The organism is Halomonas cupida, assembly GCF_900142755.1.
In the GTDB taxonomy this organism is placed as follows: domain Bacteria; phylum Pseudomonadota; class Gammaproteobacteria; order Pseudomonadales; family Halomonadaceae; genus Halomonas; species Halomonas cupida.
In genome coordinates this window covers 23,815-49,597 of record NZ_FRCA01000003.1, presented here as the reverse complement: position 1 = coordinate 49,597, position 25,783 = coordinate 23,815, and the positions used below count along the sequence as shown (strand labels likewise).

The 25,783-nt window shown below is 58.2% G+C and carries 31 protein-coding genes; all 31 read right to left on the bottom strand.

Annotated features, from left to right (window positions below):
• Positions 1-17 precede the first annotated feature (17 nt).
• Complete coding sequence (locus BUE38_RS06630; protein ID WP_073434262.1) at positions 18-386, bottom strand: TIGR03745 family integrating conjugative element membrane protein; 369 nt, start codon at positions 384-386, stop codon at positions 18-20.
• Positions 387-474: 88 nt separating this feature from the next.
• Positions 475-705 (bottom strand): TIGR03758 family integrating conjugative element protein, encoded by a 231-nt coding sequence (locus tag BUE38_RS06625; RefSeq protein WP_073434261.1) that lies wholly within the window; start codon positions 703-705, stop codon positions 475-477.
• Positions 705-1,064 carry an integrative conjugative element protein, RAQPRD family gene (locus BUE38_RS06620; RefSeq protein WP_159438864.1) on the bottom strand — a complete coding sequence of 120 codons (360 nt, stop codon included), beginning with the start codon at positions 1,062-1,064 and terminating at the stop codon, positions 705-707. The genes BUE38_RS06625 and BUE38_RS06620 overlap by 1 nt, the downstream gene beginning before the upstream one ends.
• 164 nt (positions 1,065-1,228) lie before the next feature.
• Entirely contained in the window at positions 1,229-1,933 is a 705-nt protein-coding gene (locus BUE38_RS06615; protein ID WP_073434260.1) for a TIGR03747 family integrating conjugative element membrane protein, read from the bottom strand.
• Positions 1,920-4,097: a type IV conjugative transfer system coupling protein TraD gene (traD, locus tag BUE38_RS06610; protein ID WP_084541785.1), complete on the bottom strand. Its 2,178-nt coding sequence runs from the start codon at positions 4,095-4,097 to the stop codon at positions 1,920-1,922. Before traD ends, BUE38_RS06615 begins: the two co-directional genes overlap by 14 nt.
• A 100-nt stretch (positions 4,098-4,197) precedes the next feature.
• On the bottom strand, positions 4,198-4,776 hold the full coding sequence (locus BUE38_RS06605) for an integrating conjugative element protein (protein ID WP_073434259.1): 579 nt from the start codon (positions 4,774-4,776) through the stop codon (positions 4,198-4,200).
• 21 nt (positions 4,777-4,797) lie between these two features.
• Positions 4,798-5,577 carry a lysozyme family protein gene (locus BUE38_RS06600; protein WP_073434258.1) on the bottom strand — a complete coding sequence of 260 codons (780 nt, stop codon included), beginning with the start codon at positions 5,575-5,577 and terminating at the stop codon, positions 4,798-4,800.
• Positions 5,578-6,315, bottom strand: coding sequence for a TIGR03759 family integrating conjugative element protein (locus tag BUE38_RS06595; RefSeq protein ID WP_073434257.1), 738 nt, complete (start codon positions 6,313-6,315; stop codon positions 5,578-5,580).
• Complete coding sequence (locus BUE38_RS06590) at positions 6,312-6,959, bottom strand: prolipoprotein diacylglyceryl transferase (protein WP_073434256.1); 648 nt, start codon at positions 6,957-6,959, stop codon at positions 6,312-6,314. The genes BUE38_RS06595 and BUE38_RS06590 overlap by 4 nt, the downstream gene beginning before the upstream one ends.
• A 10-nt stretch (positions 6,960-6,969) precedes the next feature.
• Positions 6,970-7,770, bottom strand: coding sequence for a hypothetical protein (locus BUE38_RS06585; protein ID WP_073434255.1), 801 nt, complete (start codon positions 7,768-7,770; stop codon positions 6,970-6,972).
• The gene (gene pilL2, locus BUE38_RS06580; protein ID WP_084541784.1) at positions 7,763-8,395 is read right to left on the bottom strand and encodes a PFGI-1 class ICE element type IV pilus protein PilL2; all 633 of its coding nucleotides are present in this window, start codon (positions 8,393-8,395) and stop codon (positions 7,763-7,765) included. The genes BUE38_RS06585 and pilL2 overlap by 8 nt, the downstream gene beginning before the upstream one ends.
• A gap of 151 nt (positions 8,396-8,546) precedes the next feature.
• Positions 8,547-9,311, bottom strand: a complete 765-nt coding sequence (locus BUE38_RS06575) for a hypothetical protein (RefSeq protein WP_073434253.1) — start codon at positions 9,309-9,311, stop codon at positions 8,547-8,549.
• Positions 9,312-9,389: 78 nt separating this feature from the next.
• A complete protein-coding gene (locus BUE38_RS06570) occupies positions 9,390-9,668 on the bottom strand; it encodes a hypothetical protein (protein WP_143166220.1) in 279 nt (92 codons plus the stop codon).
• Positions 9,669-9,828: 160 nt separating this feature from the next.
• Positions 9,829-10,383, bottom strand: coding sequence for an STY4534 family ICE replication protein (locus BUE38_RS06565; RefSeq protein WP_021817731.1), 555 nt, complete (start codon positions 10,381-10,383; stop codon positions 9,829-9,831).
• A gap of 850 nt (positions 10,384-11,233) precedes the next feature.
• Positions 11,234-13,279, bottom strand: coding sequence for a DNA topoisomerase III (locus BUE38_RS06560; protein WP_073434251.1), 2,046 nt, complete (start codon positions 13,277-13,279; stop codon positions 11,234-11,236).
• Positions 13,280-13,388: 109 nt separating this feature from the next.
• The gene (locus BUE38_RS06555) at positions 13,389-13,559 is read right to left on the bottom strand and encodes a TraR/DksA C4-type zinc finger protein (protein WP_234986829.1); all 171 of its coding nucleotides are present in this window, start codon (positions 13,557-13,559) and stop codon (positions 13,389-13,391) included.
• Positions 13,560-13,648: 89 nt separating this feature from the next.
• Entirely contained in the window at positions 13,649-14,221 is a 573-nt protein-coding gene (locus BUE38_RS06550; protein WP_073434249.1) for a hypothetical protein, read from the bottom strand.
• A gap of 53 nt (positions 14,222-14,274) precedes the next feature.
• Complete coding sequence (locus BUE38_RS06545) at positions 14,275-14,862, bottom strand: PH domain-containing protein (RefSeq protein ID WP_073434248.1); 588 nt, start codon at positions 14,860-14,862, stop codon at positions 14,275-14,277.
• An 89-nt stretch (positions 14,863-14,951) separates the two neighbouring features.
• On the bottom strand, positions 14,952-15,440 hold the full coding sequence (locus tag BUE38_RS06540) for a single-stranded DNA-binding protein (RefSeq protein ID WP_073434247.1): 489 nt from the start codon (positions 15,438-15,440) through the stop codon (positions 14,952-14,954).
• Positions 15,441-15,555: 115 nt separating this feature from the next.
• Positions 15,556-16,008 carry a DUF3158 family protein gene (locus BUE38_RS06535; RefSeq protein ID WP_073434246.1) on the bottom strand — a complete coding sequence of 151 codons (453 nt, stop codon included), beginning with the start codon at positions 16,006-16,008 and terminating at the stop codon, positions 15,556-15,558.
• A 243-nt stretch (positions 16,009-16,251) separates the two neighbouring features.
• Entirely contained in the window at positions 16,252-17,013 is a 762-nt protein-coding gene (locus tag BUE38_RS06530; protein ID WP_073434245.1) for a PFL_4669 family integrating conjugative element protein, read from the bottom strand.
• A gap of 95 nt (positions 17,014-17,108) precedes the next feature.
• Positions 17,109-18,365, bottom strand: coding sequence for an STY4528 family pathogenicity island replication protein (locus tag BUE38_RS06525; protein ID WP_073434244.1), 1,257 nt, complete (start codon positions 18,363-18,365; stop codon positions 17,109-17,111).
• Positions 18,365-18,976, bottom strand: coding sequence for a DUF2857 domain-containing protein (locus tag BUE38_RS06520; RefSeq protein ID WP_021817723.1), 612 nt, complete (start codon positions 18,974-18,976; stop codon positions 18,365-18,367). Before BUE38_RS06520 ends, BUE38_RS06525 begins: the two co-directional genes overlap by 1 nt.
• Positions 18,973-21,012, bottom strand: coding sequence for a ParB family protein (locus BUE38_RS06515; protein ID WP_073434243.1), 2,040 nt, complete (start codon positions 21,010-21,012; stop codon positions 18,973-18,975). The genes BUE38_RS06520 and BUE38_RS06515 overlap by 4 nt, the downstream gene beginning before the upstream one ends.
• Positions 21,009-21,515 (bottom strand): hypothetical protein, encoded by a 507-nt coding sequence (locus BUE38_RS06510; protein ID WP_073434242.1) that lies wholly within the window; start codon positions 21,513-21,515, stop codon positions 21,009-21,011. Before BUE38_RS06510 ends, BUE38_RS06515 begins: the two co-directional genes overlap by 4 nt.
• A complete protein-coding gene (locus BUE38_RS06505) occupies positions 21,508-22,206 on the bottom strand; it encodes a DUF2786 domain-containing protein (RefSeq protein ID WP_073434241.1) in 699 nt (232 codons plus the stop codon). Before BUE38_RS06505 ends, BUE38_RS06510 begins: the two co-directional genes overlap by 8 nt.
• Positions 22,203-22,424, bottom strand: coding sequence for a type II toxin-antitoxin system HicA family toxin (locus BUE38_RS06500; RefSeq protein WP_073434240.1), 222 nt, complete (start codon positions 22,422-22,424; stop codon positions 22,203-22,205). Before BUE38_RS06500 ends, BUE38_RS06505 begins: the two co-directional genes overlap by 4 nt.
• Positions 22,417-22,617, bottom strand: a complete 201-nt coding sequence (locus BUE38_RS06495; protein WP_073434239.1) for a hypothetical protein — start codon at positions 22,615-22,617, stop codon at positions 22,417-22,419. Before BUE38_RS06495 ends, BUE38_RS06500 begins: the two co-directional genes overlap by 8 nt.
• Positions 22,617-23,387, bottom strand: coding sequence for an HD domain-containing protein (locus BUE38_RS06490; RefSeq protein WP_200802154.1), 771 nt, complete (start codon positions 23,385-23,387; stop codon positions 22,617-22,619). The genes BUE38_RS06495 and BUE38_RS06490 overlap by 1 nt, the downstream gene beginning before the upstream one ends.
• Positions 23,384-24,793, bottom strand: a complete 1,410-nt coding sequence (gene dnaB, locus BUE38_RS06485; protein ID WP_073434238.1) for a replicative DNA helicase — start codon at positions 24,791-24,793, stop codon at positions 23,384-23,386. The genes BUE38_RS06490 and dnaB overlap by 4 nt, the downstream gene beginning before the upstream one ends.
• Positions 24,783-25,673: a ParA family protein gene (locus BUE38_RS06480; protein ID WP_073434237.1), complete on the bottom strand. Its 891-nt coding sequence runs from the start codon at positions 25,671-25,673 to the stop codon at positions 24,783-24,785. Before BUE38_RS06480 ends, dnaB begins: the two co-directional genes overlap by 11 nt.
• Positions 25,674-25,783: the final 110 nt, after the last annotated feature.

Below are 25,783 nucleotides of genomic sequence, written 5' to 3'. Positions count from 1 at the left end.
GCCCGACGTCTCCCCGACTAGGTGCTCTGCATGATCGGATCGCCGTAATTCGCCAGCCAGATGACGACGACGATCATCACGACACCAATGGCACACACCATGCCGAAGCCGCCCCACTCGCCCTTCTTCTTCGATTCGCTGAACTGCCAGATCAGGGCGGCGATGTAAGCCACAATCGCGAAGGCGGTGAGGGCAATGAAAATGATGCTGAAGCCTTCCGACCCCACGTTGCGGAAGGTATCGAGCAGGTTGCCATCCGCGCCTTCTGTAATCCCTTCCTGCTGTGGCAGGGCGGCCAGCGCCATGGCCGGGAAGGTAGCCAGGGCGGCCAGACCACTTTTCATGAGCCCCCTGGAACGGGAGTAAAGTGACTGAATGAGGTTCATTGCGTGTATCTCCTTGCGTCTCTTGCTGATGGGAGTTCCCCTCTACGGGGAGTAGTGACACCCCGGGATGGGGCTTCCAGCTGAGCTGCTACAGGAACAGCCAGAACAGGATCACGACCGCCATCACCCCTCGGATGAAGTTCCAGGTCATGAGGTATTCGTTGATCGAGCCAGTTGCCCAACCTCGCCAGTTGCTGACGCAGAGCCACACCAGCCAGGCCACCGCGATGGAACACCCGATGGCGGCAATCAACAGGTAGACCTCATTGGAGGAGGCCCCGGCACCGGCCTCGAAGGCGGCTTGCGTTGAGGACGCCATTACTGCCCCCTGTCTTCGAGGTAGTCGCCGTCGAGCGGCATGGGGTGACGCGGCAGCAGTCGCTCGGGGGCGAGGTAGGCGTCGATACCGGAGGTGATGGAGGTGAGATCCGATCGCAGCATTCGCGTGTCGAAATAGATGCGCGTGATCTCGGGGTTGGTCTTCTCCTGTCGCGCATCGATGCGATCGACGACCACCTTGATCTGCTCGATCTGGGTCTGGATCAACGCCAGGTCGCGACGTTGAATTTCATCGATGTCATCGGCCCTTGCCGGTGCCGACATGACCACGCTCATCAGGAGTCCGCAGAAGACACCTGTGGCGCAGAAGGAAAGGGAGCGTTGAGGTAGCACCATCATGTTGGAGTCCTGTCGAGGGTGGTGACGACATGGCTCCATGGTCGAGGGATGTGCTCGCGGGATCAGCCGGAAACGTTAAGCGAATCAGCCGGGTATTCTTGACGTGCAGCGGATAAAAAATTGCCCCGCCGAGGCGAGGCCAATGGAGAACACCCGGACGGGATTCAGAGGTACTTTTTGAAGCTCGAAGTGGCGATGGTAATCATCATGCCGAACAACAGCGCACACGGCAGCAGAAACAGGTTGGGATGGATCGAAAACGGCAGAGATAGGTAGATCAGCCAACCGGTGAGAAATATCGGTGTCACCATCCGCTTGGCGTGATGGTAAACAAATGCCGATTCTCGGCCTGCACCGAACCGGCGCAGATCGCGGCTGACCAGGCCATCGGTGAAACCGACCAGGCCAGCGAGTATGAACAGAGGCGCGGTCAACATCAGGATCACACAACGTGTCAGTGTCATGAGCGTGACGTACATGCCCGCTTGCAGATAGATCTTGATCACGCCGATCCAGCCCTCGGAGCCACTACCTGACGCTGCCCAGGCAGCAATCCCGGATTTCACGAATAGCCACTGGTAGCAGGTACTGACAATCCAGGTCGCGAACTCCACCGGCGACGACACCAGCAATGATCGGGTGAACTGGCTATCCAGATAGCCCATCTCGGACACCATGGTCTGACGCGCATGTTCCGAACCAGGCTCACTGAACCAGTCGAAATAGATCCCCACCCATTCGATCAGGACCGAACAGATGATCGAGATGACGAGGATCCCCAGAAGGGTGAACGGGAGCTTGAACAGTGTCCCTATCGCACCTGAGCGTTTGCTTTCCGCTCGTCTTGCCGGAGCTTCAGAGCTGGCCATCGTCACCCTCCCCGCCATCATCGCCAGGTGCCCGTAGCACATCACGGTCCCGAGCTCGAGTCGCCTGCTGCGGGGGTTCGAAATCCAGGTGGATCGGCGGCGGCATCACCCCTTCCCACCACTGGTCGCCCGTGCTGTATTTGGCGCGCATCCGCTCGGCAATATCGGCCACATCCCGGGGCACGTCTTCCGTCTTGTCCGGCATTGGCAACGGCATGCGGATTTTCCAGGGTTGACCGCCCTCGAGGAGCGCGAACGCCTGGCCTTTCGGCAGACCGATAATGTCATTCGGGACCAGCATGTCGACCGATTCGGTGCCAATCCTGTCGCCCGCCGAGCTCGAGAAGTCCTGATCACTGTTCACGTCGGCGTTGTCGCTGGCCATGGAGACCATCAACCTGGTCGAAACGTTGACCTTGGGCAGCTGGTCGGTGAGCAGTCTCGCGGTGCGTTCCTCCCGCACGCGCAGCATGATCAAGGTATTGAAGTTGCCCACCACCTGGCCGGCCTTGGCGGCATTCCCGATGCGTGCCTCGATGTCAGAGAGTGTCTGGGTATAAGCGGTCACCTGGATCCCTGCACCGCCCCCCTTGTTGATGAGAGGGATAAACTCGTCGCCCATGAGCTCATTGAATTCATCGCAATGCAGGTTGATCGGGACTTTCTTGTTGCTACTGCCAGGAAGGCCATCCTCAGCGCCAAACTTGTAGATGTGGCCCGCGACGGACACGATATCGGCAAACATCGAATTGCCCACTGCCTGAGCGACTTCGAAATCACTCAATGCATCGAGTCCCACGTAGACGATGCCCTTCTTGCGAATGATCTGCTGCCAGTCGATGATCGGGCGCTCGTCCTCGATGTCGTTGTAGTCCGGTGACAGCAGCTCCGCGATCTTGCCGCTGGTCAGCTTTTCGAGCAGCGGTAGCAAACTGGCAACGATCTTGTCGAAGTAGGTCTTGTCGTAACGAACCGCCGACAGAAGACCATCGAGGACGGGATCGGTCAGTGTCTCGATGACCTCCGGCTGCTGCAGGTACTGCACGATCGCCACTACCCTCTTGTGCCGTCCCACCATGTTGCGCGGCATGTTGCGGTCATTGAGCTTGCCCTCGATGTCGGTGATCTGCTGATTGGAACCCGGCATCTGCTGTTCCAGCGTCTCCTGGACGTATTGCATCAAGAGCGCATCGATGTTCACCACATCGGCAAGAATCTGGCCATAGCTCGGACGCTCACCCAGCGCATGCCGTGCCCGGGCAACAATGTTGACGAACCGCCAGGCAAACTGACGAAACGCAGCGCTGTTCCCCTCGCCAGACAACTGTCCCGTCACACGGGTCGATACCTCGGAGAGCCGTGAGAAACGGCCCACGGCGTTGTAGCGACAGGAGACATCCGGCCAGCCCAGGTGAAAGATATAGAACTCATCGCCACGTCCCGCCTTCTGCGCCTCGGCATACATCCTCAGCAGAAGATCCGCATCCCCTTTGGGATCGAAGCAGATGGTGATGTCACCACGATGGATATCCTGAGTGATCAGGATCTCGGCCAAGCGTGTCTTCCCGACTCGCGTGGTCCCCTCGACGAGCGTGTGGCCTACCCGCTCGCCCAGCGGCATCCAGACGTCATGTTCCTTCCATTCCACCGCATGAAGTGCAGGACGCCCGCCTACCGGAGGCAGTGGACGAACAGGATTCAAGGGAGAATCCCAGCGCAACAGTGAGGCGATATGCTGACCCACCGCGCCACCTTCCAGGGACTGCTCCAGGCGCCGCGCTCGCTGGAACCAGACGCTTGGCTGCACATAGACCTTTGCCGCTGGCTGCGCAGATTCATGTAAACGCTGGGTATGTTGCGCATCCCACTTGAACCCCTTGCCAAGCCACAAGCTGCGCTTGCTGACGGGGACCTTCCTCGCCGGAAGGGCGAACCGCGGCAATCGGCGCATGTTGCGCCGATAGCGCAGCACGACCCATGCCTGATTGAGACGCCAGGCACCGTAAGCCACAAAGGCGAACGCCGTACTGATGCCTACGCTGGGTGTGAGCGCAAGTGACCAGGGTGCATAGATGCAAAGCACGGCACAGCCGGCACAGACCCAAACGGTATTCAGCTCTACAGCAGGACGCAAGAGAGACTCAAGGGGATGGCTATTGCTCACGTTCGCCTTCCTCCATGTTTCCTGCAACTTCCGACCAACGGTAGCGCGTCTTCTTCAGATCAAAGCAGGGCCACGCTTTATTGACTTCCATAACCCTCTCCTACTGCTCGATGCCATGCTGGCTGATCAGGGCGGGATAGTGTTGAAGCCCTACTCGTTCTGCCAGACCGTCTCCAGAGACAGGGCGCACCTCCAACCCTCGAGCGGCCTGACGCAGTTCCTGCATGGCCTGTTCATCCTGAACCTGTACCACCAGGCCCACGGCATTCATGCCGCGAAGAATGTCGCCTCGCTGATCAAGCCACTGACGCGACAGCGTGTCGTCACCGATCACGAAGATCGGGGTAAACCCTCCCGGGAGTTCGAGATCACGCGCGACGACCTGCCCCGGGGTCAGCCGCTCGCTCTCGACCGGTAACATGTCCTGTTCGCTGTACTGCCCAGTCGGGCGTGTCTGAGGCCCTATCTGCGGGGAGTACCCTTCCTGCTCGTCGACGCCGGCCCCCTTGATGGCCACGTAATAGGGACGTGCCGACTCGCCGCCGTGATCGGCCACCACTTCCAGATCCGGTAATGTCGGCGGACGTTGAACAGGGGCCTGCGCTTGCGCGATCGGAGACAGAGCCAGTATCAGACACCCTGCCATCACGCTGAGGGAGTAACGGTTCACACGATTCATGAGCATGTTCCTTGTCGAGAATCAGCGACTGGCCACGGCGACCTCCGCCATCCACCGGCGTGGTTCCGGGGTTACCCAGGTGACATCAGCATCCGGCGATCGAGGTGTGGGCGTGACCCAGGTCAGGTTGGCGTCATTGTCAGGAGTGGTTGCTGTTGCTGAAGGGGCCGCAGGACGGCGGGAAGACGCGACGCGTGCCACCATGAGCTCTGCAGAATCAGTCCCCATAGAGGGAGAGGATCCCAGTTGAGCCAGCTCCTCACGGACGTGCCGGCGATAACGCTCTGCCGGTGCTCCACCGGCTGGACGGTGGTACCGACCAGCAGCCACCACCCAATCACCGGCAGCATCGTAGTGCTGCCGAATCACCTTTGCGGCTTCATCGAGATTCGCGTAGGGATCCAACCCTGCACAGGGATCGGAGAACCGTTTCCCCGGACCAAACACCTGGGTCTGCCAGCGCACGTTCATCTGGGCGATGCCAACATCCACGACGCGAGTCTGCTGCAGGAACGAACGCAGTGCCGTACAGGCTTCATTACGTGTGTCGTACCGGTAGCCCTTGCCGCCCACGTTCAAGGTCCATGGCCAGGGCCGCACGGTATGCTCCAGCGACATCTTCGATTCCGTCATGGCCACGGCATAGAGCACTTCCGGCGGGATGCCATTGTCCTCTGCTGCCACAACGTAAGCAGAAGGAATATCCGGCGAGGAGGGAATGTCCGGCGTGTTTGCGCTTGCCTGCCCTACTGTCAGCAAACTTGCCAGTGTTGCCATCGCCATGACCACGCGTCGCATCATTCACCCCCTCGGCGCGACGCGCGGCAATTCTGCGCTGTCGATATTGATCGAGCCACCATGGTTGAGCGTGATACTCCCGCTACGCACCTGATCGGGGGGAATCCCCACTTCCGCTGCCCAACTGCGAATGCGATCGTCACTCCCCTCTGAATCGACAATCCAGATGTCCATGGAGGCCCCGGTGCTGAGCAGTCGTTTCACCGTGGCATCGCACTGCCCACATTCCTGGGTGGCCACGACCACATTCAGTCGAGGGGACGACGAGGCCGCCGAGTGTCCAAACACCGATTGAGTGGCATCGATGCCGCCCTTGGTGGTGAACGAGTTGACCGGCATGTCGCCAGGGTAGAGACGCTGCCAGGCATCATCGTAGGCGCGCTGGAACGCGAGCTCTGCCTCGACACGTTGGCGCTCGGTCTCGACCAGCAACTCCGCATACTTCTGCCGTTCAGCGTCCGAACGCGCCTCCAGACCCAGTGCCGTCAAGGGATCCAGATTGGGTGACCAGGTCCCTCGAGGCCCTTCCATGATCGATTTATAGCGCTGGATCTCCTGCTGGTTCAGCCCCCAGGCGTCGGCAGCACGCTGTTGTCTCCGCTCAATGACCGTCTCGGAGACTGTCGAGTCACCGCGCAGGGTTTCATCCACGTCCTGCGACAACCAGGTTTGCCCCCATGTCGGCAGTGCGAGGCAGGGCAAAATCGTCACCGCCATCACGCTTAACGCTTTGCGATTCATGAACGAGCCTCCTCTTTATCGTCGGTAGCCTTCTCAGCCACCGCTTCAGGCGCGTCTGCCTCGGGCTCCGACTTGGAGCTCCCGGAGGCGTTTTCCTGATCGGTATCAGCTTCGCCATTGTCGGAGGCCGCTTCAGGCGTCTTCCCGGATTCGTCCTCGACATCCTCGGAGGATGTGCTTTCCTCATCCTCCCGCGATTCCCCCTCTGTGCTCTCGGGAGCCAGACGCTGGGACATATCCGCAATGCGCTCCTCGGTCATGGCCACCATGGCCTTGACGGATGCTTCGAGCGCATCGAGCTGTTCAGCCAATTGCTGTTGTTCCTTCCCCTTCTCTTCCAGGCGGACGGACGTGTCAGAAAGTCGCGTGGACACTTCCTCGAGCTTGCGATCTGTGGAACCTAGCCCCGAGACGCGTTGATGAAGATTGGTGACGTCGACCTGGAACTCTGCCAGGGAAGCGGATGCTTCAGAGGCGTCTTCCACCTTGTCGATACGTTCTTTCGTGGGAAATATGTCGATCCCTGGCGGGACGGTGGCATGTGCCGAACTCAAGGGGATCAACATCATGGCCGCCATCGAGGCAAAGGCGTTGAGTCGGATGCCGCCATGCCAGGAATGGGCCATGTGAGTTGCCAGTTTCATCATTCAGCTCCTACGGCAGATTGACCGTGACGTTCTGCCCGCGATAACGAAATACCGCCGTTGAGGCGTTGATGGTGACCAGCTGCCACTCCCCCACGGACTCGCGCTCTCCCAGCAGCCTCACCTGGTCCAGGTCATGTACCGGACCGGTGGCGACACTCAGGAAAGGACGGCCACCCCGGTACTCGACGCCGGAAATGTGGAGAGGAAGACGGGGCACTGCTGGACGGCTTGCTGTTCTGGGCTTTGCTGGCGTGGGGGACGGCTCAGGTTCTGAGACTTGCCGAGACGCGGCAGTCGGTTCGGCGAGGCGATTCGACACGACCTCTTCCAACGCCGTCAGTTGCATGTCGATCCGGGGACTTGCCTGCTCGAGGAAGCCTTCCAGTGCACCCATCCGATGGGTCAGGCTCTCCACATCAAACGCACCTGACGACTGGTCGAGTTGCGCATTGATCTCACCCAGTCGCTGCTCCATTGAGGCCACACGATCGTTCAGGTCATTCAACGAGCCCAGACGCTGCTCCAGGTTCTGCACAGACTCCTGAAGACCTTCGATGACAACACCTTGTGCCAGAGGGGACGGTTCAGGAGTGTCAGCAGGGCCTCCCTGCCAGCTGACGGTGCCGACAACCAGAACCAGGAAGAGAGCGAAAGCAAGACCACCCACAATGAGCCAGTACCGCAACGGGCGCTTTGAACTGGGGAGACGATCATCAGGATCCGCATTGAGTGGATCCCAGGAAGCCTCACTGGACGAAGGCCCATTGGGCTCCGGATCATTGGGCAGCTTGTCAGTCAGATCACTCATGGCTCCGCTCCGGTACAACCGTTGTGGTTTTCACCGTGCGGAGGTCGCGCTGTTCATAGCAGACCTGACGACGCACGGGATCCTCCTCGAGTTCCCAGGCATCGCCGGCCAGCACCTGCAATGCTTCACGCAGCGTCATCGGACCCAGGTGGTAATGGGCAGCAGGCAGCTGACGGCTGTAGAGCCACTCCTCGTGATCCCGGGTGGCTGGGCAGAGGGTGTATCCCGTGTTCTTGAGCGTGTAACGGATGCCATCCCCCACCGTGGTGGAAAGGCTCGGTGGAATGCGTACGTTGACGATCTGCTCGAGCAAATGTCGCTGGCCCATCGGAGCCAGCATGGTGACCAGCTGATAACGCCCTGTGCGCAGGACCTCGACAGGAATCAATTCCTGATCGTAGACATCGGGATCCACAATGCCGCGTTGAGGGGGATTGGGACCGGTGACGATCTGGTGCTCCGTTGTGATGACCCTGGGCTCGTCCAGCGGGGAGATCTGCAGTGCGCTGGCTGAATCGACTGTCGGCGTGGTGCTCGTTTTGGCAGGCGGCTGTTGAGCGCAGCCGGCCAGCAGCACCATCGCTACACCACAGGACAGGAGAGGTGATGAACCGTGCAGCTTCATGTTGGTTGGCCTCGTAATGATCTGATCAGAATCAGGCTCACGGTGCCGCCATGGCGGGGTTCGGTCGACGGGGAATGTTAAACAGGCAGGATCGGGTTTCTTGACACAGCAACCCGGAAACAAAAAACGCCCCGAAGGGCGTTTGAGTGGATCATTGAAAGTGTGTGATGAAGGACTCAACAGTCTCGTCGTTGATGTCGGCACCTAATCGGTCTGCGCAATACTTGAGAGCACTACGACATTCTCCTCGATCGGCAATCCACTCGGCCTCAAAGCTCTGCGGATCTCGTCGGAATATCGACCAGACACCAAGCTCAGGCCGCCGACCGACCTCCAGACTACGCTCTGGCATCAAGTCATTGGCCACCACAACGTCCTGGGCATTGGGGCCGAACCCGATAACTCTCAGTATGGGCTTTCCGTGACCACACGCCGTCATGCCTATCATTTCCAGAACCTGCCCATGCCAACGACTACCGGCAGCGAACTGCCTGGCAATGGCGGACATGGCTTCGGCATTGGATCTGAAAGGACCATCAGGTTTGGCCACCACTGAATAGGCCCCATCCACAACTTCGAGATACCAGCCCTCATGGCCTGGGTGAAATATGGACCAACCTGCATCGGCAAGGGCTGTTGCCATATTGGCCGCCGTATCCGAATTCCACTCGGGTCGAGAGAGTTCTGCACGGAAGCGCTTGATCAGAATATCTCGGTCATCCTGCTCACTGGGCTGCCCGTCCAGGTTCAGTCGTTCACACAGGTCATCGATGTCGACGGTCTTCAGGCTCTCGCCGCCGATCTCCTGTATCGCATCCGGTATTTCCAGATCGATCGTGCGTTGCAGCAGCCGCAAGGCAGCCAGAATGACGTCCAGATCTTCGGCAGCAATCTGATGGTTCAGATAATCACTCATGGGATCGCTCCAATATGTTGACGGAGCCACCCCTCCAGGGCGTGGCCCCGGTTGGGTGATTTGGTTCAGTTGGATGAGCTACAGCGGCTCAAGATGATGGCAGGGTTGCCATGAAGGGCGATCAGCAAAGGCTTCCAGGGCCGCTTCGGGCGTCTCGCCACTGAACGGGCGTGACTGTCGATCAAACGCGATCCATTCAGCGTGCCCATCATCGACTTCGACAGAGTAGGCGCGCCTGATATGGCCAATCGGAAGAGCCGGCCAAGCGGGATTGCCCTCATAAATGGCATATGAGACGCGGTAAGCCTCTTCCGCGTGCTCATGGTATTTCGTCACCAGGCAGTAGAGACGCATCAAATTGACTCCATGGTTGAGATGAAGCCATCCCACCGGGGAATGGCCCCGGAAAGGAGAGGAAATGCTAAATCGCGGCATGGGTATTTGAGAGGGGTGCGAACATCAACCTCCATCCAACCGGGAATGCCCCGGTTAGATGGATGGTTGGAAGTGCAGAGATTCAGTGCATCGCCGGTGAATCAAAGGATCCAGCGGCTTCACCTGAATGGACGGCAGCGTAGCTGCTGGGAACCGGTGATGCCTCGGGGGCACTACTGGACTCCTGAGCGGCTTCGGACTGCTGGTCCTGTGATTCAGCAGCCTCTGCCTGATCATTGTCGCGACGAGGGGCCTGATAGACCATTTCGCCATCGATCTTGATCCAGCTTATGAAGAGCAGACGGGCTTTCAAACTGACGCCTGTCTGCCCGGCACGATCACCTTTTGAGTAGGTGAAAGTGTCGGTCCACAGATCGCCAAGCTTGAAGCTGATCAACACCTTCTTCTTCATGTTGACCGCCTGTTCACACTTCTTGACCAGCTTCTCTGCTTCACGACCGCTTACGCGGCAGTCAAAGCGGGTGTAGCTGACGTCATCGGAAGGACCGTTGAGCGCCGCTATGTCGCAGGCCCAGAAAGCGTTACCGCGTTTCGGCGTTACCTCACGAACACGATTGAGGTAGCCGACGCCAGTGATGTGAAGATCGAAGAATTGCTTATCGGTGGAAGTCGTCATGGTGATTCTCCTGGAGTTGAGACATACGAATCCGGGAGATACACCATCCCCATCGGGGAAGTGTTTCCCCGGATGGGTGGTTCGGCAAAGTGCCGAGGTTTAGAAGTCTGCATCCAACCCGTCAGGGTGCCGTCTCTCGGGATGCGTTACGGCTTTGGGAGGTGCCCCGAAGGGCAAAGGGCGCTGTTGTTACCGTCAACAGCCAACGTCTGACACCTTTAGGATTGCGCTACTCACGAAATACGTCAACCCTGAAATTCGATCGTCAATCTCAAGCCGGGGCCGCGAGGACTTGCCTCGCCGCCTCGCCTTGGGATTGAGGACCAAAACCGCAAGTCGAATCAGCTACCGGATACCGGCACGGGTAGCGTGTGAAGAGTGCCATTATGCCGGCCATCAACCGTCATGCCCCTCGTAGTCATGCGATCGAATCTGCCTCTGCATCCCGTCCCGTTTCATGGCGTTGGACAGGTAGGTTTGTGCGCGGATCCCCGCACAAAGGGAGCCGGGGGGTCAGGCGACCGGCACCGCCAGGGTGAAGCTCAGTCCAACCGGCCAGCAAGAAACCCAGTAGAGGGCATCTTGCTGGCTGGTCAAACCTGACTAAAGGAGGTGGTCGACGACCGGTCGACCTGAAACATAAGGAACCTGGAACCCGATACATGCCAATGTAATGCAAAGAGTCTTTGCGGGTGGGTGCGCGTTTTCGCCAGGTGTTCGCGCTTTGGGATCGGACTCATGGAGAGTCCAAAGGGACCAACTGGTAACCGTCAGTTGGCAACGGGGTATGGCCCCAATTATCAAGCAGTGTTGACCTTATGGCAAGGAAGACGCCAGTGACGGCACCATCTCATGTTGCACTTCCGCTGGCCCCCTGTCTGGATCTCGATTTTCGGGCACCCGATTTCCTCTTCTTCTTGCCTATCGGCTTCGTGCCCTTGCACTCGGGATACCGGCTACAGCCCCAGAATGGCCCATCATCCCCGTTCCTCTTGCGCATCTTCGCCTGACACAGCGGACAGCTTTCGCTCGGTATTTCCGGGAGATTCAAGCGGGGTTGCTGGAGCGCCAGGCCGATAAGCTTGTCGAGCAGGACGTTCTGACGTTGCATGAAGTCATTCAGCGACAAGGATCCTTCTTCGACCTGATCCAGCGCCTGCTCCCACAACGCCGTCATTCCAGGATTACTGATTTGCGTCGGGAGCGCCGCAATCAATGCCTGCCCCAGCGGAGTGGACACGATCGTGCGCCCCTTCTTGCACAGGAATCCTCGAGCCAGCAGCGTCTCGATGATCCCGGATCGTGTCGCTTCGGTGCCAATGCCCGCACTCTCACGCAACCGCGCCTTCAGGCGCTCATCCGTCACGAATCGCGCCGCATTGGTCATGGCCGAGATGAGCGTACCTTCCGAGAAGGGCTTCGGGGGTTGTGTCTGACGATCCTTGACCTGGATCGCCTGCACAGAACAGCTCTCCCCCTGACGAAGAGGCGGGAGCGCCTGCGCTCCAGCGGTTTCGCCGTCATCCGCGTCACTGTCGTCCTGCCTCTTGCTCTTCCCTCGAGGAAAAAGCGCTTTCCACCCCTCGACCTGCACCTGTCGACCCGAGGCCACAAAACACTCCCCATCCAGATCCAGCTGCACGTCGGTCTGGTCGTACTCATGCGCAGGCAGAAACTGAGCAAGGTAGTGACGCCGAATGAGCTCATAGACTTGGCGTTCGGCTTCGCTCATCCGCGAGATGTCACAGGTGGAGGTGGTGGGAATGATGCCATGGTGGGCCGTAATCTTGCTGTCGTTCCACACACGGCTCTGGAGATTCATATCCAGACGCTCGATGACCGGTGAGAGCGAGTCATCCGAATGCAGGAGCGCCTTCACGACTACCCCGACTTCGGACAGCATCGATGTCGGCAGGTATCGGCAGTCAGTACGTGGATAGGTTGTCGCTTTATGGGTCTCATAGAGCGACTGCGCGATATCGAGAACCTTCTGCGCCCCGAACCCGAATCGTCGAGAGCACTCCTGCTGCAGCGTACCGAGGCTCATCACCAGTGGTGCAGCTTCACGTTTCCGTTTGGTCTCGACCGATACCACGCTTGCCTGTTCGCTCTGCCCTCGCAAGGCTACTGCTTGCGCGGCCTCACGATTGATACAGCGTCCTTCCTCATCGAGCCAGGAATCGTTGCTCGGTACCCACTTGGCCTGGAAGGCACCACCTTGAGTCTGCAAGTTGGCCAGCACCTCCCAGAAGGGTTTGGGGACGAAATTGGCGATCTCCTGGTCACGCCGGACGACAATCCCCAATACCGGTGTCTGTACCCGACCCACCGACAGCACGCCATCGAAGCCCTGCTGACGGGCCAGCACCGTGAACGCTCGCGTCAGGTTCATGCCCACCAGCCAATCCGCACGCGAGCGCCCCAGTCCTGCCTGATACAGCGAGACGGTCGATGCTCCGGGACGAATGCTTGCCAGCCCCTTACGAATCGACGTTTCGTCCAGCGCAGACAACCACAGTCGAGATACCTGCCCCCGGTAGCGACAGGCATCAAGGATCTCACGCCCAATCACTTCTCCCTCGCGGTCTGCATCCGTGGCCACCACCACTTCGCTGCACTGTTTCAGCAGGCCCTGGATGACCTTGAACTGTTTGGCCGCATCCTTGCGTACGACAGTTTTCCACTGGACCGGTCGGATCGGAAGCGAGTCCAAAGACCAGCGCTTGAGCGCGGGGTCATAGGCATCAGGAGGAGCTTGCTCGAGCAGGTGGCCGACAGCCCAGGTGACAGTGACGTCATCACCATGAAGGCATCCGTTGCCACGGCGGGTGGCACCCAACACCTTGCCGATGTCACGCGCCTGGTTGGGTTTTTCGCAGAGAAATAATCGAGACATGAATCTGGGCCTCACAGGAAGTATGAGGCCCAGCGTGCAGGGATAGAGCAGTGGAATCAGTCTGAAACGTTAATTACGTCGATGTAAGTACTCGCCATGGTCCTCAAGGTTATCGACGATACTGCATAGAGGCTTTTTCCTGGATTTCCTGACAGGTCAAGCAAAGCGTGGCCCATGGAGCGGCTTTTCGACGTGCTGCAGGAATTTCGTCTCCACAATCTTCACAGTGAGTATTGTCTGAGACTGTATTCACACTTTGCAGTAGACCACCGACACGCATGCTAACCCAGTGGTCAGCAATTTCTGATGCAACATCAGCTTCATCTGCCATAGTGCCAACTCCCTATCCGTTCCGCTTACGATGACTCCTTACTGCAATGCAGCGTTCAATCGCTGCGTCAGAGCAGACTCCATCGCAGCCCCATCATAGGGAATCCGCTTGTCCGCCGGTGCCCAGCTATAGTGGATCCGCGAGCCGGAGCCACTCTTCTCGATTTGAACACGCTGCAGGATGGAGTAGCGGGTGCCGCCAATCGTCTGGCGACCATAGTCCCCGAGGTTGTAGTAGGCACCCGGGGTGCGGTCATGCTTCCAGGCGACATCGCCCATCTGCATTTTTGCAGTGGTACTCTCGGGGCTCTCGAAGTCATTCGGCGAACGGAATCCCATGGACGACTTGATGCGAGCATAGGCGGTATCCACGTCGACGGGGGAATCGATATCGACCGACCCACGCTGACTGCCCAGATTGCTGACATCGACGGTCTCGCCTTGTGCGTTCGTCGCCACCCGTTGCGGCGTTTCGTTGGGGTCGTAGTTCACTGGCTCCCCGGTGAGAGGGTTATTGATGCACGTCACACACACACCCTGAGAGTAGTAATGGTCCTGTGCCGCACACCCTGTCAGGGCTAGTAGTCCTGCAGCGAACAATACACGTTTCATTTCCACATCCTTATTGATTCAGGCATTCAGTCAACCGAGCGAGGCAAGTTGCTTCAGAGCCCCTGAGTTCCTTCATACTCCCGATATCCAAGTCGCTGGCGTTCTGCAGCATTTAGCCTATGCAGCCAATCACTGAGCCCATATACATTGCGTTGGGCTTCAATTCTGAATTCGGGGTGAGAACGGTCAACCGTATCCAGGATAACGGTGCCTATGCCTAACAGCCGATCCATCAGCGTGCGATTCGATATGATATCTCGAATCCGTACCAACTCTAGCTGATCTCGACGACGATGTAGAATGCCCCGGGTATATTCCAGACGCTGAGTCGTAAGTGAATAAGTGACCGTTTTCAGAACCAGCAATTTGTATAAAAGCGGAATCAAGCACACAGCCCAGATGAGGCCCAGGAGCAATGCCAGGCGTGCTCCAGGCAAGACCACCAGATCCGGCCGCTGGACCATTGCAAAAACCAACAATGCCGTGAATGCCATGGCCAGAAGAATCCAGCCTATCGCTGTAGGGATCGCTGCCCTGGTCGAAGGCTTGAACACGGCAACATGATCTTCCTTCTGGTTGCTCGGTGAATCTTTACCTGGTACAGGTCTGCCCTCGTTGGGGTCCATCAGACTTGGGTCCATGACACTCTCTCCCGTGCAACTCAATAGAAAGTTTTCTTGTGGCTCGGTGCAGAGCTCACCTCTACACCGAGTGTCGTCCTCAATGCTTTCTAGAAATTGGAATCACCTGTCCCGGTCGGGTTATCCCACTCACCGTCTGGCCCAGCGGCCTTGGAATAGGCTCCATTCCGATTCTGGTTTCCCGGAGATGGTTGTTGCTGTGCGTTATTGGCGGGTTCAAGTACGACCTGTGAAACTCGGAACGGCAGGATGCCGATACGCACCGCTTGCACCTTGAACTGGGAACGGTCTTCCCCCGTTTCCCGGTCCTTCCACTCGTCGAGCACCATCCGGCCGGACACCATGACGCGCATGCCTTTCTGGTAGAGACGAGCCCAGCTCTCGACGCTACGGTCCCAGAGTTCCACATTGGCCCAGAAACCACCGCGATCGACATTGCCGTTTTCCGTGGGCACGGGATTGTCGAAGCGGACGTTCAAACGCATCACACCACGCGGTGGCTGATTACCATTGGTAGGGAACATCTTGATCTCTGGATCTGTGCCGATGTTCCCCTCTCCCATGAAATGCGTGCTCATATGATGAAGCTCCTGGATCGAATGAATGTCCGGCCACTCTCGCTATTCAAGGGAAGGGATGTCAGTGGGAAACGTTAATGCAATGCCAGACTCATTCCCGGCTCACTGACAGCATTCAGACCATTGCCTCAATCTCATCAAGGTCCTTGATCAACTTGTTCAGCCGATCCACCTGGCGAGTCGCTGCCGCGATCTTGGCATTGAAGATGGCCCGCTCGGTTTCGATCTCGACCAGTTGACGTTTCATACCCTGCGGAACATCGCCGTACTTCAAAACCGCTTCAAGCAAGCGCCGCCCCATTTGGCTCTGCGCTTTATCACGCCACTGCACAGCACGAACTCGTCCTCCGCTGTGACTGTGAGGTTTGAGCCACAGTCCTGCCTGGACCACCGTTCGGTTATATCGGGTGGCAAAGTCCGCTGCTTCCTGATACAGCCGACGACACTCGACATCCAACTCATCCCTGAAACGGAGAATCTCCCCCTTACCCTTAAAGGGTTTTAAAAGGCCCTTTGCGTACTGATTCAGTGCAAAGTCTTGACGCTGATCCAGTGCAGTCGCAGTCATGGTCGAGTCCTGTAGTCATTACTGAAAAAATCTTGCTGCCCCAGCCACCCTGGTGGAAGTGATGCCGGGGGCATCACCCGGCTCCCACCTTCACGGAGTGTTTCCGGGGGAAACACCCCAGCCACCCTGGTGGAAGTGATGCCGGGGGCATCACCCGGCTCCCACCTTCACGGAGTGTTTCCGGGGGAAACACCCCAGCCACCCTGGTGGAAGTGATGCCGGGGGCATCACCCGAAGGTGGCATCAATCCTTGGGTTCGTCGTTCTGGAGCACTAACTGATCGTCATCCAGATCCGCGCCCTCCAGTCCAGGGGTATCGGGTGTGGCCGCCGAGCCTTCACGCCGAATCGACGGGGCAAATTCGCTGCGGCGCGTCCCTTCCAGAATGTCCTGAGGCAACTCACCAAACTTCTCCATGGCCGCTCTGGCCTTGGCGTTGTTCGCCGCGAAGTCATCACGCCCGGCACCGCTGAAGCCAGGAAACTTGACGGGGGCATAGCACAGTGAGCGTATGGCGTGCCCGCCTTGATCCCGAATCATCGACGCACGCTGCTTGTTGCCCAGCAGTCCGATGTGATGGGCCAGCAGCACATCTCGCACAATCCCGTCGTATTCCATCAGCAGCATGACGGCCTGCCAGCCCATCTGGCCTCCGGTGAACACCGGCGTCACGAAGGGTTGCTGACTGACGTTACGACTGACATCCAGCCCCTCGGGGATAGCGTCGAGAACGGTGCTCACCCGTTGTTTGAGCTGCTGCAGTGACTGCCGTGTTTCGTGAACCTTACTCTCGAGCGTCAACAGCCAGCTGTCAGCATAGGGATCATCCTTCGCCGCGGCCTGTTGTATCCGCCCGGTCAGAAACAGAAACTGCTTCAGCCCCACGACTTGAGGTTTGCCACTCTCGACTCCCCGCCCATGCCATGCCAGAACGGCAGGGTAGGTGTGCAGAGTCATTTCAATCCTGCTTCTTAGCTGCCCTACACGGGGCTCTGCACTGGCCATACTTACTCCTGAGTCAATGCACTGGATGGGATCCCATCATCAATGCTTCTCGCATAGCACCCCACCGAAAACGTTAAAGGCGATGTCATATGTTTCTAGTTGGACCGTATCCCCAGACGTTTCAGCATGTTCTCTCGCGCCCTCTGGGTTTCCGCAGAGATCGGTTGAGGATCCTTGTTAAGCCGTGAGTTAGCGGATCGAGGGACAGGTGGGGTATAGGGTTTCTCAGGAGAAGCCTGTGTCGGTGTCTGTACAGTTTGCCCATTACGCTTGTCAGCAATGCCTCGCCCAAAGTGCGTAACCTGGAATTGGTTCGATGCGGCGCGTTTGGCCAGGGTATGCAGGAATCCCTTGGGGGACTTCACCTTGCCGGCCTCGAGCCGTCCGGCTGCCTCATCGATCACTGCCTGCTGAATATCGTTCGGCAGACCGGTCAACATGACCGCCACCGACTCCCGTTCCTCACTGGTCAACTCGAGTGGCCATGACCAGATCAGTGACGACGGGGAATCCTCGCGCGCGGTGGTTTTACATACAGAGTTTGTATAACTACGTACTGTAGTAAGGGCGTTCTTACTGGAAACTTTGCTGTAAGGTGCTGATTCTTGGCTGAGTTTCCGCTGGAAACTGGGTGATCCGTTGCCTGGAAACTGCCCTGGTTTCCTCTGGAAACTGGGTGATTTTGCCTGAGTTTCCATGGGGAACTGGGAGTCTGATGCCTGAGTTTCCCCTGGAAACTCGGTCTCCCGTTGTTGCCTGGCACGCTGCTCGATGACGTCCAGCCTCGTCGGGACTTCGAGCACACCACTTTCGGCCAGCTCGTCTCTGACCAGTCGAGCGACAGTGGCCACGGCCTTGTTGCTGTGCTTCATATAGCGAATCACATACTCGATGTAGTCCTGGTCCAGGGACAGTGACTCGGCAGGAGCCAACGGTTCGTCATGCAACACATAGACGTTTCCGATCATGCGCCCGTTGGTGGTATTACGCGCCTTCATCCCAAGGGTCATCCAGCGCGTCAGTCGCAGGATCGCAATCACTCGAGCAACGGTCTTGCGTGAGGCTTTCTGACCGGCCCCTGATCGCAGCAGCGGCTCAAGTTCGTCATAGGTCGGAAACGCGGTCGTACGGTCAGAATTCGACAACAAGCGGATCGTCTGCCAGCCCAATATATCGACAGCGCCCAGCCGCTGATCCAGCAGTAAAGCTCGAGGTACTGTTTCATGAGGGTTTCCCATGAAGAGCAGCCCGTCGAGTGAGTCATCCTCAACGGCCGACGCCGAGGCATTATTGCCTCGGCGTTGGGTCAGGGATGATGCCGCGCGCCCGACAAGCGCGTCATAATTCTTCATCACGCCACCCCTGCACGCATCACGCCCTCATCCTCACCCGGCAGACTTTCCTGCCGTGGTTGCTCAGGCGTCGTCCATTGCTTGATCAGTGTCCAGATCACGGCGAGCGGTAACTCGACTTCCTCTGCCAGTACCAACATGCCTTTGATGTCTTCGGCGGCTGACGGACTGGACGGATCGTCACTGATGGTCTGCCAGCGGTGCCATGCGTCTACTTCAATAGCCTCTTCCGGCATGGGCAGACGCCCCTGACGACTGGGCACCCCGAGCAGGGTGCGCCGCGCTGAGCAGTCGTTCGGTGTCAGGCCAAAGAAGGTGGCCAACATCTGAACGCTGGCCCCGTGTCGAATACAGTGATCGACGAGACTGTCGCGATCCTGATCACGATCAATGCGCCGAAGCGCAGCCTTGAAGGTGTTGTGATCCAGTTCGAATCGTGCGACCCCAGGAAACTCGTTAATCAGGCTCTCGATCTCGCTGGCCCGAAGTCGACTCAGGCGCTGCAGCTCTTCATTGTTGAAACCCAGTGCACGCGCCCGCCGCATATCGCCCTCACGGATCAGCACCAGTGCCTGGTTGAAAAGTGCATGGTTGAGTTGTGGCGTCGTCATTGCGGATCCCCCTCTGCAAGACCTTCACGCAGTACACGAATCAGACGGGTCAGCCAGAACACACGGATGAACAGACCATCCGGCAGGCAGACATCGCTGTCGGCGCCATGGCTGCCAACCAGCTCCCCGAATAATGAAATTTCAGCTGGCAACATCGGATCGATGTCGCCCTGCAGACCAGCGAGTAGCTGCCAGATCAGTTGAGCGCGGCGTCCCGGGTTGTCTCCCAACGGATCGAGTTCATACCCCAGTCCTTCACGTGCGTTGAGTCGAATGGTCTCGGTGGTGCCAGAGACTTCGATGCCAGCCCAATCAGCCAGTGCCTGGACGACTTCACCGATCTGCATGCGAAGATCGCGAGCATTACGGCGCCAGGCCGGGACGTGCCATAGATCGGTAATCGGGGCGACAGGGCCACCCGACATCAAGGGCACGCTTTTGAGCGCCGCCGCTTCAAAGTCGACCGCTTCCTCACCATGTTCTTTTGCTTGCCAGTGGCGCAGCTGACGATGCCCGTCACTCTCTTCATAAGGGGAGAGGGTCAGGTCATCGACCAGAGTTTCCTGTTCCTCGAGCGACCGGGTCGGATGTGGGTTGTGCTCCTGCATGAACCCATCGGAATCCAGTAGACCACCAAGGTCATCGCCACTGGACTCGCTGGAGCCAAGCCCTTGTGGGGCTACCAGAGGTTTCTGAGATCCTGCCTCGAGTTCGGCATTCCGTTGCTCGAGCTGGGCGAGTTGAGCCCGCATCTCTTTCATCTGCGCGGACTCATCAACCCCTCCCGAGGTCGGAACACCCCGCTCGCTGGCTTTGGGCGTGGGGGTAGGTGACAGATTGGTCTGGCCTTCTTCAAAGGTCAGAGCATCATGGTCGCCATCGCCCTCCCTCTCGCTTTGACCGACTTCATCGGCATCATGCGAAGCATTTCCAGACGCCAAGGTTTGAGTCGGAGTCGCAGAGGTCTTGCTCCCCTTGCTGGAATCCTCGATCGGCGGATAGAGGTGGCGTTCCTGGGGATAACGCAGACGCTGCAGCTCACTGTCGACCGTGGTCCAGATATCAGCTTTCTCTTCCTCACTGGCAGCCTTAGCGTACTTACGTACCGTGAACCAGTTCTTCCATGCCATATCGATCGGGTTGAAGTGCAAGCCGGTATGGTCGTGCAACATCCCCTTGAGCCGGTCCTCGACAATGTTCCAGCGGAACTCCGTCTGTCCCTCATGATCGAGTTGGGTCATTTCGTCGTGCCAAGCCTGAGCAAAGTCACCATCGACGACGCTGGTAGCCCACTGCTCACCCTCACCGAGATCATCGGCAGAGGCTTCCCAGTAAGCGCGGCACCGCTCCCAACACTCCTCGCAGAACTGACGATACGAGATAAGTTTCTCTACCTGTCCCTTACCCATCCCACTATCCAGTGTCAGTGGAATCGTGGGCAGGAAATGCTCGATGGTGTAGAGCATGCGACTGATATGGCTTTGCGTCACGCTATAGCCAAGAGTGCGTAGGTGATCCACCAGTCTCCGTTGAGAAATTTCATCCCCAACATCCTCTTCGATCATCCGCTTGGCTTCGTAGATACCCCGTGCTCGCTCGATCCAGCTGAGCTGTCCCCGGTTATCGTTCTCTGCGAGGTGCCCGGCGAGGACGTTGATCTCACCCTGCCAGGGAATGAAATGGCAGTCCTGGTAATAGAAACGCTCTTCACCGGTTTCCTCATGTAATTCATTGAGGATGGTCAGCCGCGTGTTTCCGCCATCAGAGATCATGTAGCGGTCATCCCCCGGACGCTGGGTGACCGTCAACTTTTGCTTGAGACCCACTGCCCGGATGGATTCTTTGATCTCATCGTACTTGGGATTCTGTTGGGTACGCGGATTGCGGTCATAGGGACGCAGTTGATCCAGCGTCAGGGTCATCGCCTGCTCGGTCGTCGGTGCCGGCAGCCGGTCGGCGGGTTTGGTGCTCAGTTTCGGGCCAGGCTGGGTCAGCTTGGCCGCAATTTGATCAGGTGTGATGGCTGTCTTGCTCATGATGTCCACTCCGGCTGCCGCGAGTCGGAAAACTCAGTCTCGAAAAGACGTTCCAGTTGCTGGTACAGGTGATCCAGGCCCTGAATAAGACCGAACAGGACAAGGTCGCTGCGTGCTTCAGGGGGATACCGCTGGCTCAATTCATTCACTCCGCTTCGCAGATCGATCAAGTTGTCGCTGACAATCACCAACAGCTCGATATCACTCAACTGGTGATACTGGAGCTGCGCCCAACGCAGGCTGTGGTGCGGCTGCATGTCCAACTGACTGGATTGGTCACAAGCCATGTGGAACACCAGCCAGGTGTCGGCCAGCAGCGAGCGGAGAGACTCGTTGCGATTGGTTCGTGCCTGGGGATGCTCATCAAACCAGCTGTCCAGCGTTTCAACCCAACTGACGAAGGGATCGATCAGGCCCAGTGCTAGACATTCACGTCCCATCAGATAACGCTCCATGCCGTGGCAATGTGCTGCTCGCACGGGAAAGTTCAGGATCTCAGCCATGGGTCAGCTCCTCCCGGGTCGTTGCAGTGACACCAGCTGACAAACGCGCTTCACTGCCCGCCTGATACCCCGCCTGGACGGCATGCAGATCGTGCTGCTTGAGCTTCCTAGGTTCCCGCACGGCCATCGTCCCTAACTGGTCACCATGACGGCGCTCCAGATATTTGCGATGGAGCTCTCGTACATCGTCGGACATCGCCATGGGAGTGACCGACTGTGCGGCACCATGTACCCACGCTTCGGCGAAAGCATCTCCACGACGAATTTTTGTCAGCCGCTTGAGACGCTTGTTCAGAGTGCCCTGGAAGGTACGACGGTCACGCAGCAGTTGTCTCAGAAGGACTTCATAGGCATAAACTGCTACTGCCACGGCATCTCGAGGGCCGATAAATTCATAACGGCCATAGATTCGGTCTGCTTCATCACGGCAGGGAACATAGACGGCGCTAGTACCGAAGGACTGACTGATCAGTGACTCGAGCAATCGAACATATCGTGGTGGCCTCATCCCTGATGAGATCTCTGCCATGGCCACATCCAAGTCCGACAACGCGATGTCTTCCTGGTTGACACCGTATTCGCCCATGAGAGCCTGCGCCTGACGCAAGGCAATGCCTGCCTCATGGGCGTTGGCACTCTGACTCAGCGCCAGACAGCGCTGAATCTTGCGCATGATGCGATCTGGAATCATGACTCCCTCCTTACGCCAGAGCTTCTCTGCACACGGCGAAGCAGGGCGATGGCATTTCGCTGCGAACGGGCATCGCTTGGTGAATAGCTGGTGAAGACGGGAGGCATTCCGGGCTTGGTCAACTTGATATGCCCGCCGCGAGTGCGCTCGATATGCCAGTTGTGAGCCTCTGCAAAACGAACAACCTTCTGCACGCCCTTGCCATACTGTTTAGCCATGACGCACCTCCTTGAGCAGGAGGTGGCTAGTGGCAACCTGGTCCATGAACAGGTCGAGCTGTCCTTCCAGCATCTGAATCAACTGCTGCTTCTGGGACTGGAGTGCCTGGATATCCTTCTCCAGCTGACGATATTCGGCACGACGCTCAGCCAGCATGTCATCCAACTGTTGAAGCTGTGTCCTAGGTGTCATCAGGCTTCCTCCCGTTGCGCAATGAGCTCCTCGAGGCGCAGCCCCCATACCATTTCCGCCAGCTTGGGAGACCAGGGCTCGATAGGATCTACTAGGGGCTCGACTCCCTCGAGGCAGGGCCACTCCTGTGGTGACTCGGGAAGGAGATCACGGCGCTCGGTGGCGAGCAGCTGCAGGTCGGCTTGCTTGACGCTGTTTGGCATCATCGGATCCACGCCAAAGCGCTTGGCAATGGCTACCCAGACTCGTTGCTCGATGAGACGATACGTCGGCAACAGAGCCTTGAGCGGTGAGATCATGTCCCCGATGTAGGCTTCCGTCGCGTCGTGCAGCAGGGCAGCAAGAGCGTCCTCAGCCGGAACGAGCTGGCTGGCCAGTACGCAGTGCTGGGCGACACTGTAGAATTGGCAGGTGTGGCCATTGAATCGAGGGATTCTCGACAGTGCCTGGGCGATGTCCTTGTCATCAACCAGCCGCCAGGATGGGTACGTGAGCGATTGAGAGATGCCGGATCCGGTCAGGATCGTAGGCGAGGTATCCAGAATACCGCCCAGTTCCTTCTCCGACTGCCGCCGCTCTATCGCGTCGATGGCCTGATCACGCAGAGCACGTGCGTCGTATCGGCCTTCATTATTCGGCTCAGCAACAATCCCCAACATTTCGGTGATGCGATGTAGCGCCGTTTCGGCGCTCGACAACCGCTTAGCCTCACTCTCTGAAAGTTGAACGACACTCCGTGCCTGATCACATACAGATTCGATCGGTTTCATGACCAGCCTCCTTGCGTCTGCTTCCATTCCAGCGATTCAAAGCGTGTCTGGGCACCCAGAAATGCCAGATGGACGACACCCGTCGGACCATTACGTTGTTTGCCGATGATGAATTCGGCCAACCCTTCCACATCAGGGTTGTCCGGGTTGTAGACTTCATCGCGGTACACAAACCCGATCACATCCGCATCCTGCTCAATCGCTCCCGAGTCACGTAGGTCCGCCAAGCCGGGACGCTTGTTGGGACGATTCTCCAGAGTACGGTTCAATTGAGAGAGCGCGATGACCGGACAATTCAAATCCTTCGCGGTAGCTTTGAGCATGCGAGAGATCGCCGATATCTCGTTATTGCGGTTCTCACAACCCGGCTCCGAGAGGAGCTGCAGGTAGTCAATCAGGATCAGTGCCGGCTTTCCGTGGCGACGCATCAGGCGGCGAGCACGCGACTTGAGTGACGTGGCGGAAATGCCGCTGGAATCATCGATGAACAAACGATCCTCGAACTCGAGGATGCGATTGGTGGCCGCTGTCAGTTTCTCCCACCCCCCATCGTCTAATTTCCCGGATCGCAACTGACTCATGTCCAGCCGACCAATGCTGGACATGAGGCGCAGCATCAACTGCTCCTCGGGCATTTCCAGCGAAAAGACGAAGATAGGGGAGTTGGCAAGTTCGGTGTTGCCGGCAGTGGCGATCAGCGCATTCTCGACGAAGTTCATTCCCAGAGTGGTCTTGCCCATCGAGGGACGTCCGGCGATGACGATCAGGTCAGAACTCTGCCAACCACACGTCAGGTCATCGAGATCCTTATATCCAGTCGGCGTACCGGTGATGCCATCCTTGGCATTGAACGCGCGATCGATGGTGTCGATTGCCGATGACAGCGCGGAGCGAATTCCCGCAGATTGAGATTGGCGATCTTCGGCCAGCTCGAACAGCTGACGCTCGGTCGCTTCGATTATCGTCTTGCTGAGGTGGTTACCCTCAAGCGCCTGCTGACTGAGGTCACGCCCCATGCAGGAGAGCTGTCGGCGGAGCTGATGCTCGCGCACGATGTCGGCATACGCCGCGATGTTGGTCGCCGACGGCGTGTTGCGCGCAATTTCCGCCAGGAAGGCCAGCCCACCCATGGACTCAAGGTTCCCGTCGCGCTCCAGAAGCTCCGAGATCGTCACCACATCCATCGGCTTCTCGCCCTGGGCGAGTTCGCGCATGGCCTTGAAGATCAGGCGATGGGGATAGTAGTAGAACGCCTCGGCATCAACGATTTCGCAGATGTCGTCCCACTTGCTGTTATCCAGCATGAGTGCACCGAGCGTCGACTGTTCCGCTTCGATACTGTGCGGTGGAACGAGTCCCATGGCTTCAGCGTCATCAGGCGCGAGGGTTTGGGCTTCAGTGAACATGACCCACCCCCAGCTTGCCTGACCCCGGCCTGCCATTGGGTTTGACCGCACCAACCGCGTGTATAGCATCGGCCCATTCGGGGTAGAGGTCGGCAGCAATGGCCTTGATCTGATCGGCACAGGCCGGAGCCTTACGGCCAGAGGGCTTGCGAGGCTCGACGCGATGCACCGGCAGGCTTTGAAGCGCTGCCGAGCGATACGCAGAGAGATTGACCAACGGCGTGTCGAGCACACGAATGCCATGATCCTCGACTTCGGCGTACATACTGCGGATGCTGTCCGAAATATCGCGGGCATCCTTCAGCTGGTCAGTCATCTTGTTGAGGAGGATCGAGACGGGAGGGACGTCGAAGCGGGTGTACTGCGTGAGCTCGCGCATCTCGTTGAGCATGCCCTGTGTGCCGCGCACGAATTCACGGGCGGTCAGCAACTCGGGGACGATAGGCGATACGAGATGATCAGCAGCGAGAACAGCCATCTCGAGCAGGATGGAGCGAGCACCTTGCGTATCAATGAGGATGGCGTCGTAGCGATCGGAGAAGCGGTCGAGTAACCCGATCAGGCGGAACCGACCATTGGGGGCGTTGAGCAACAGCTGCTGCAACTGATTCCGATAGTCGTTGGAGACCACGATATCGAGATTGGGAATCGCGGTCTTGGATATGATCTGATCGAGATCCACCAGATCTGTCGCGAGCAGCTCGTACACCCCGCCGGGCGCAGGCTGGGACAGCTCAAAATAGGAGGAAAGGGTAGGCTGGGAGTCCAGGTCAATGAGGAGCACCCTGAACCCGGCATCAGCCAGCAGGCCGCCCAGGTTGGCCGTTGAGGTCGTCTTGCCGACACCGCCCTTGGAACAAACTGTTGCAGAAACACGCATTTAGCTGCACCTCATCCAAATTGAAAGGAATGAGTGCAAGACTGAACGCTAGGCCGAAGGAGAGATTTTACAAGCACAATCGCCGCCCTAGAAGGCGGCGATGATGTACA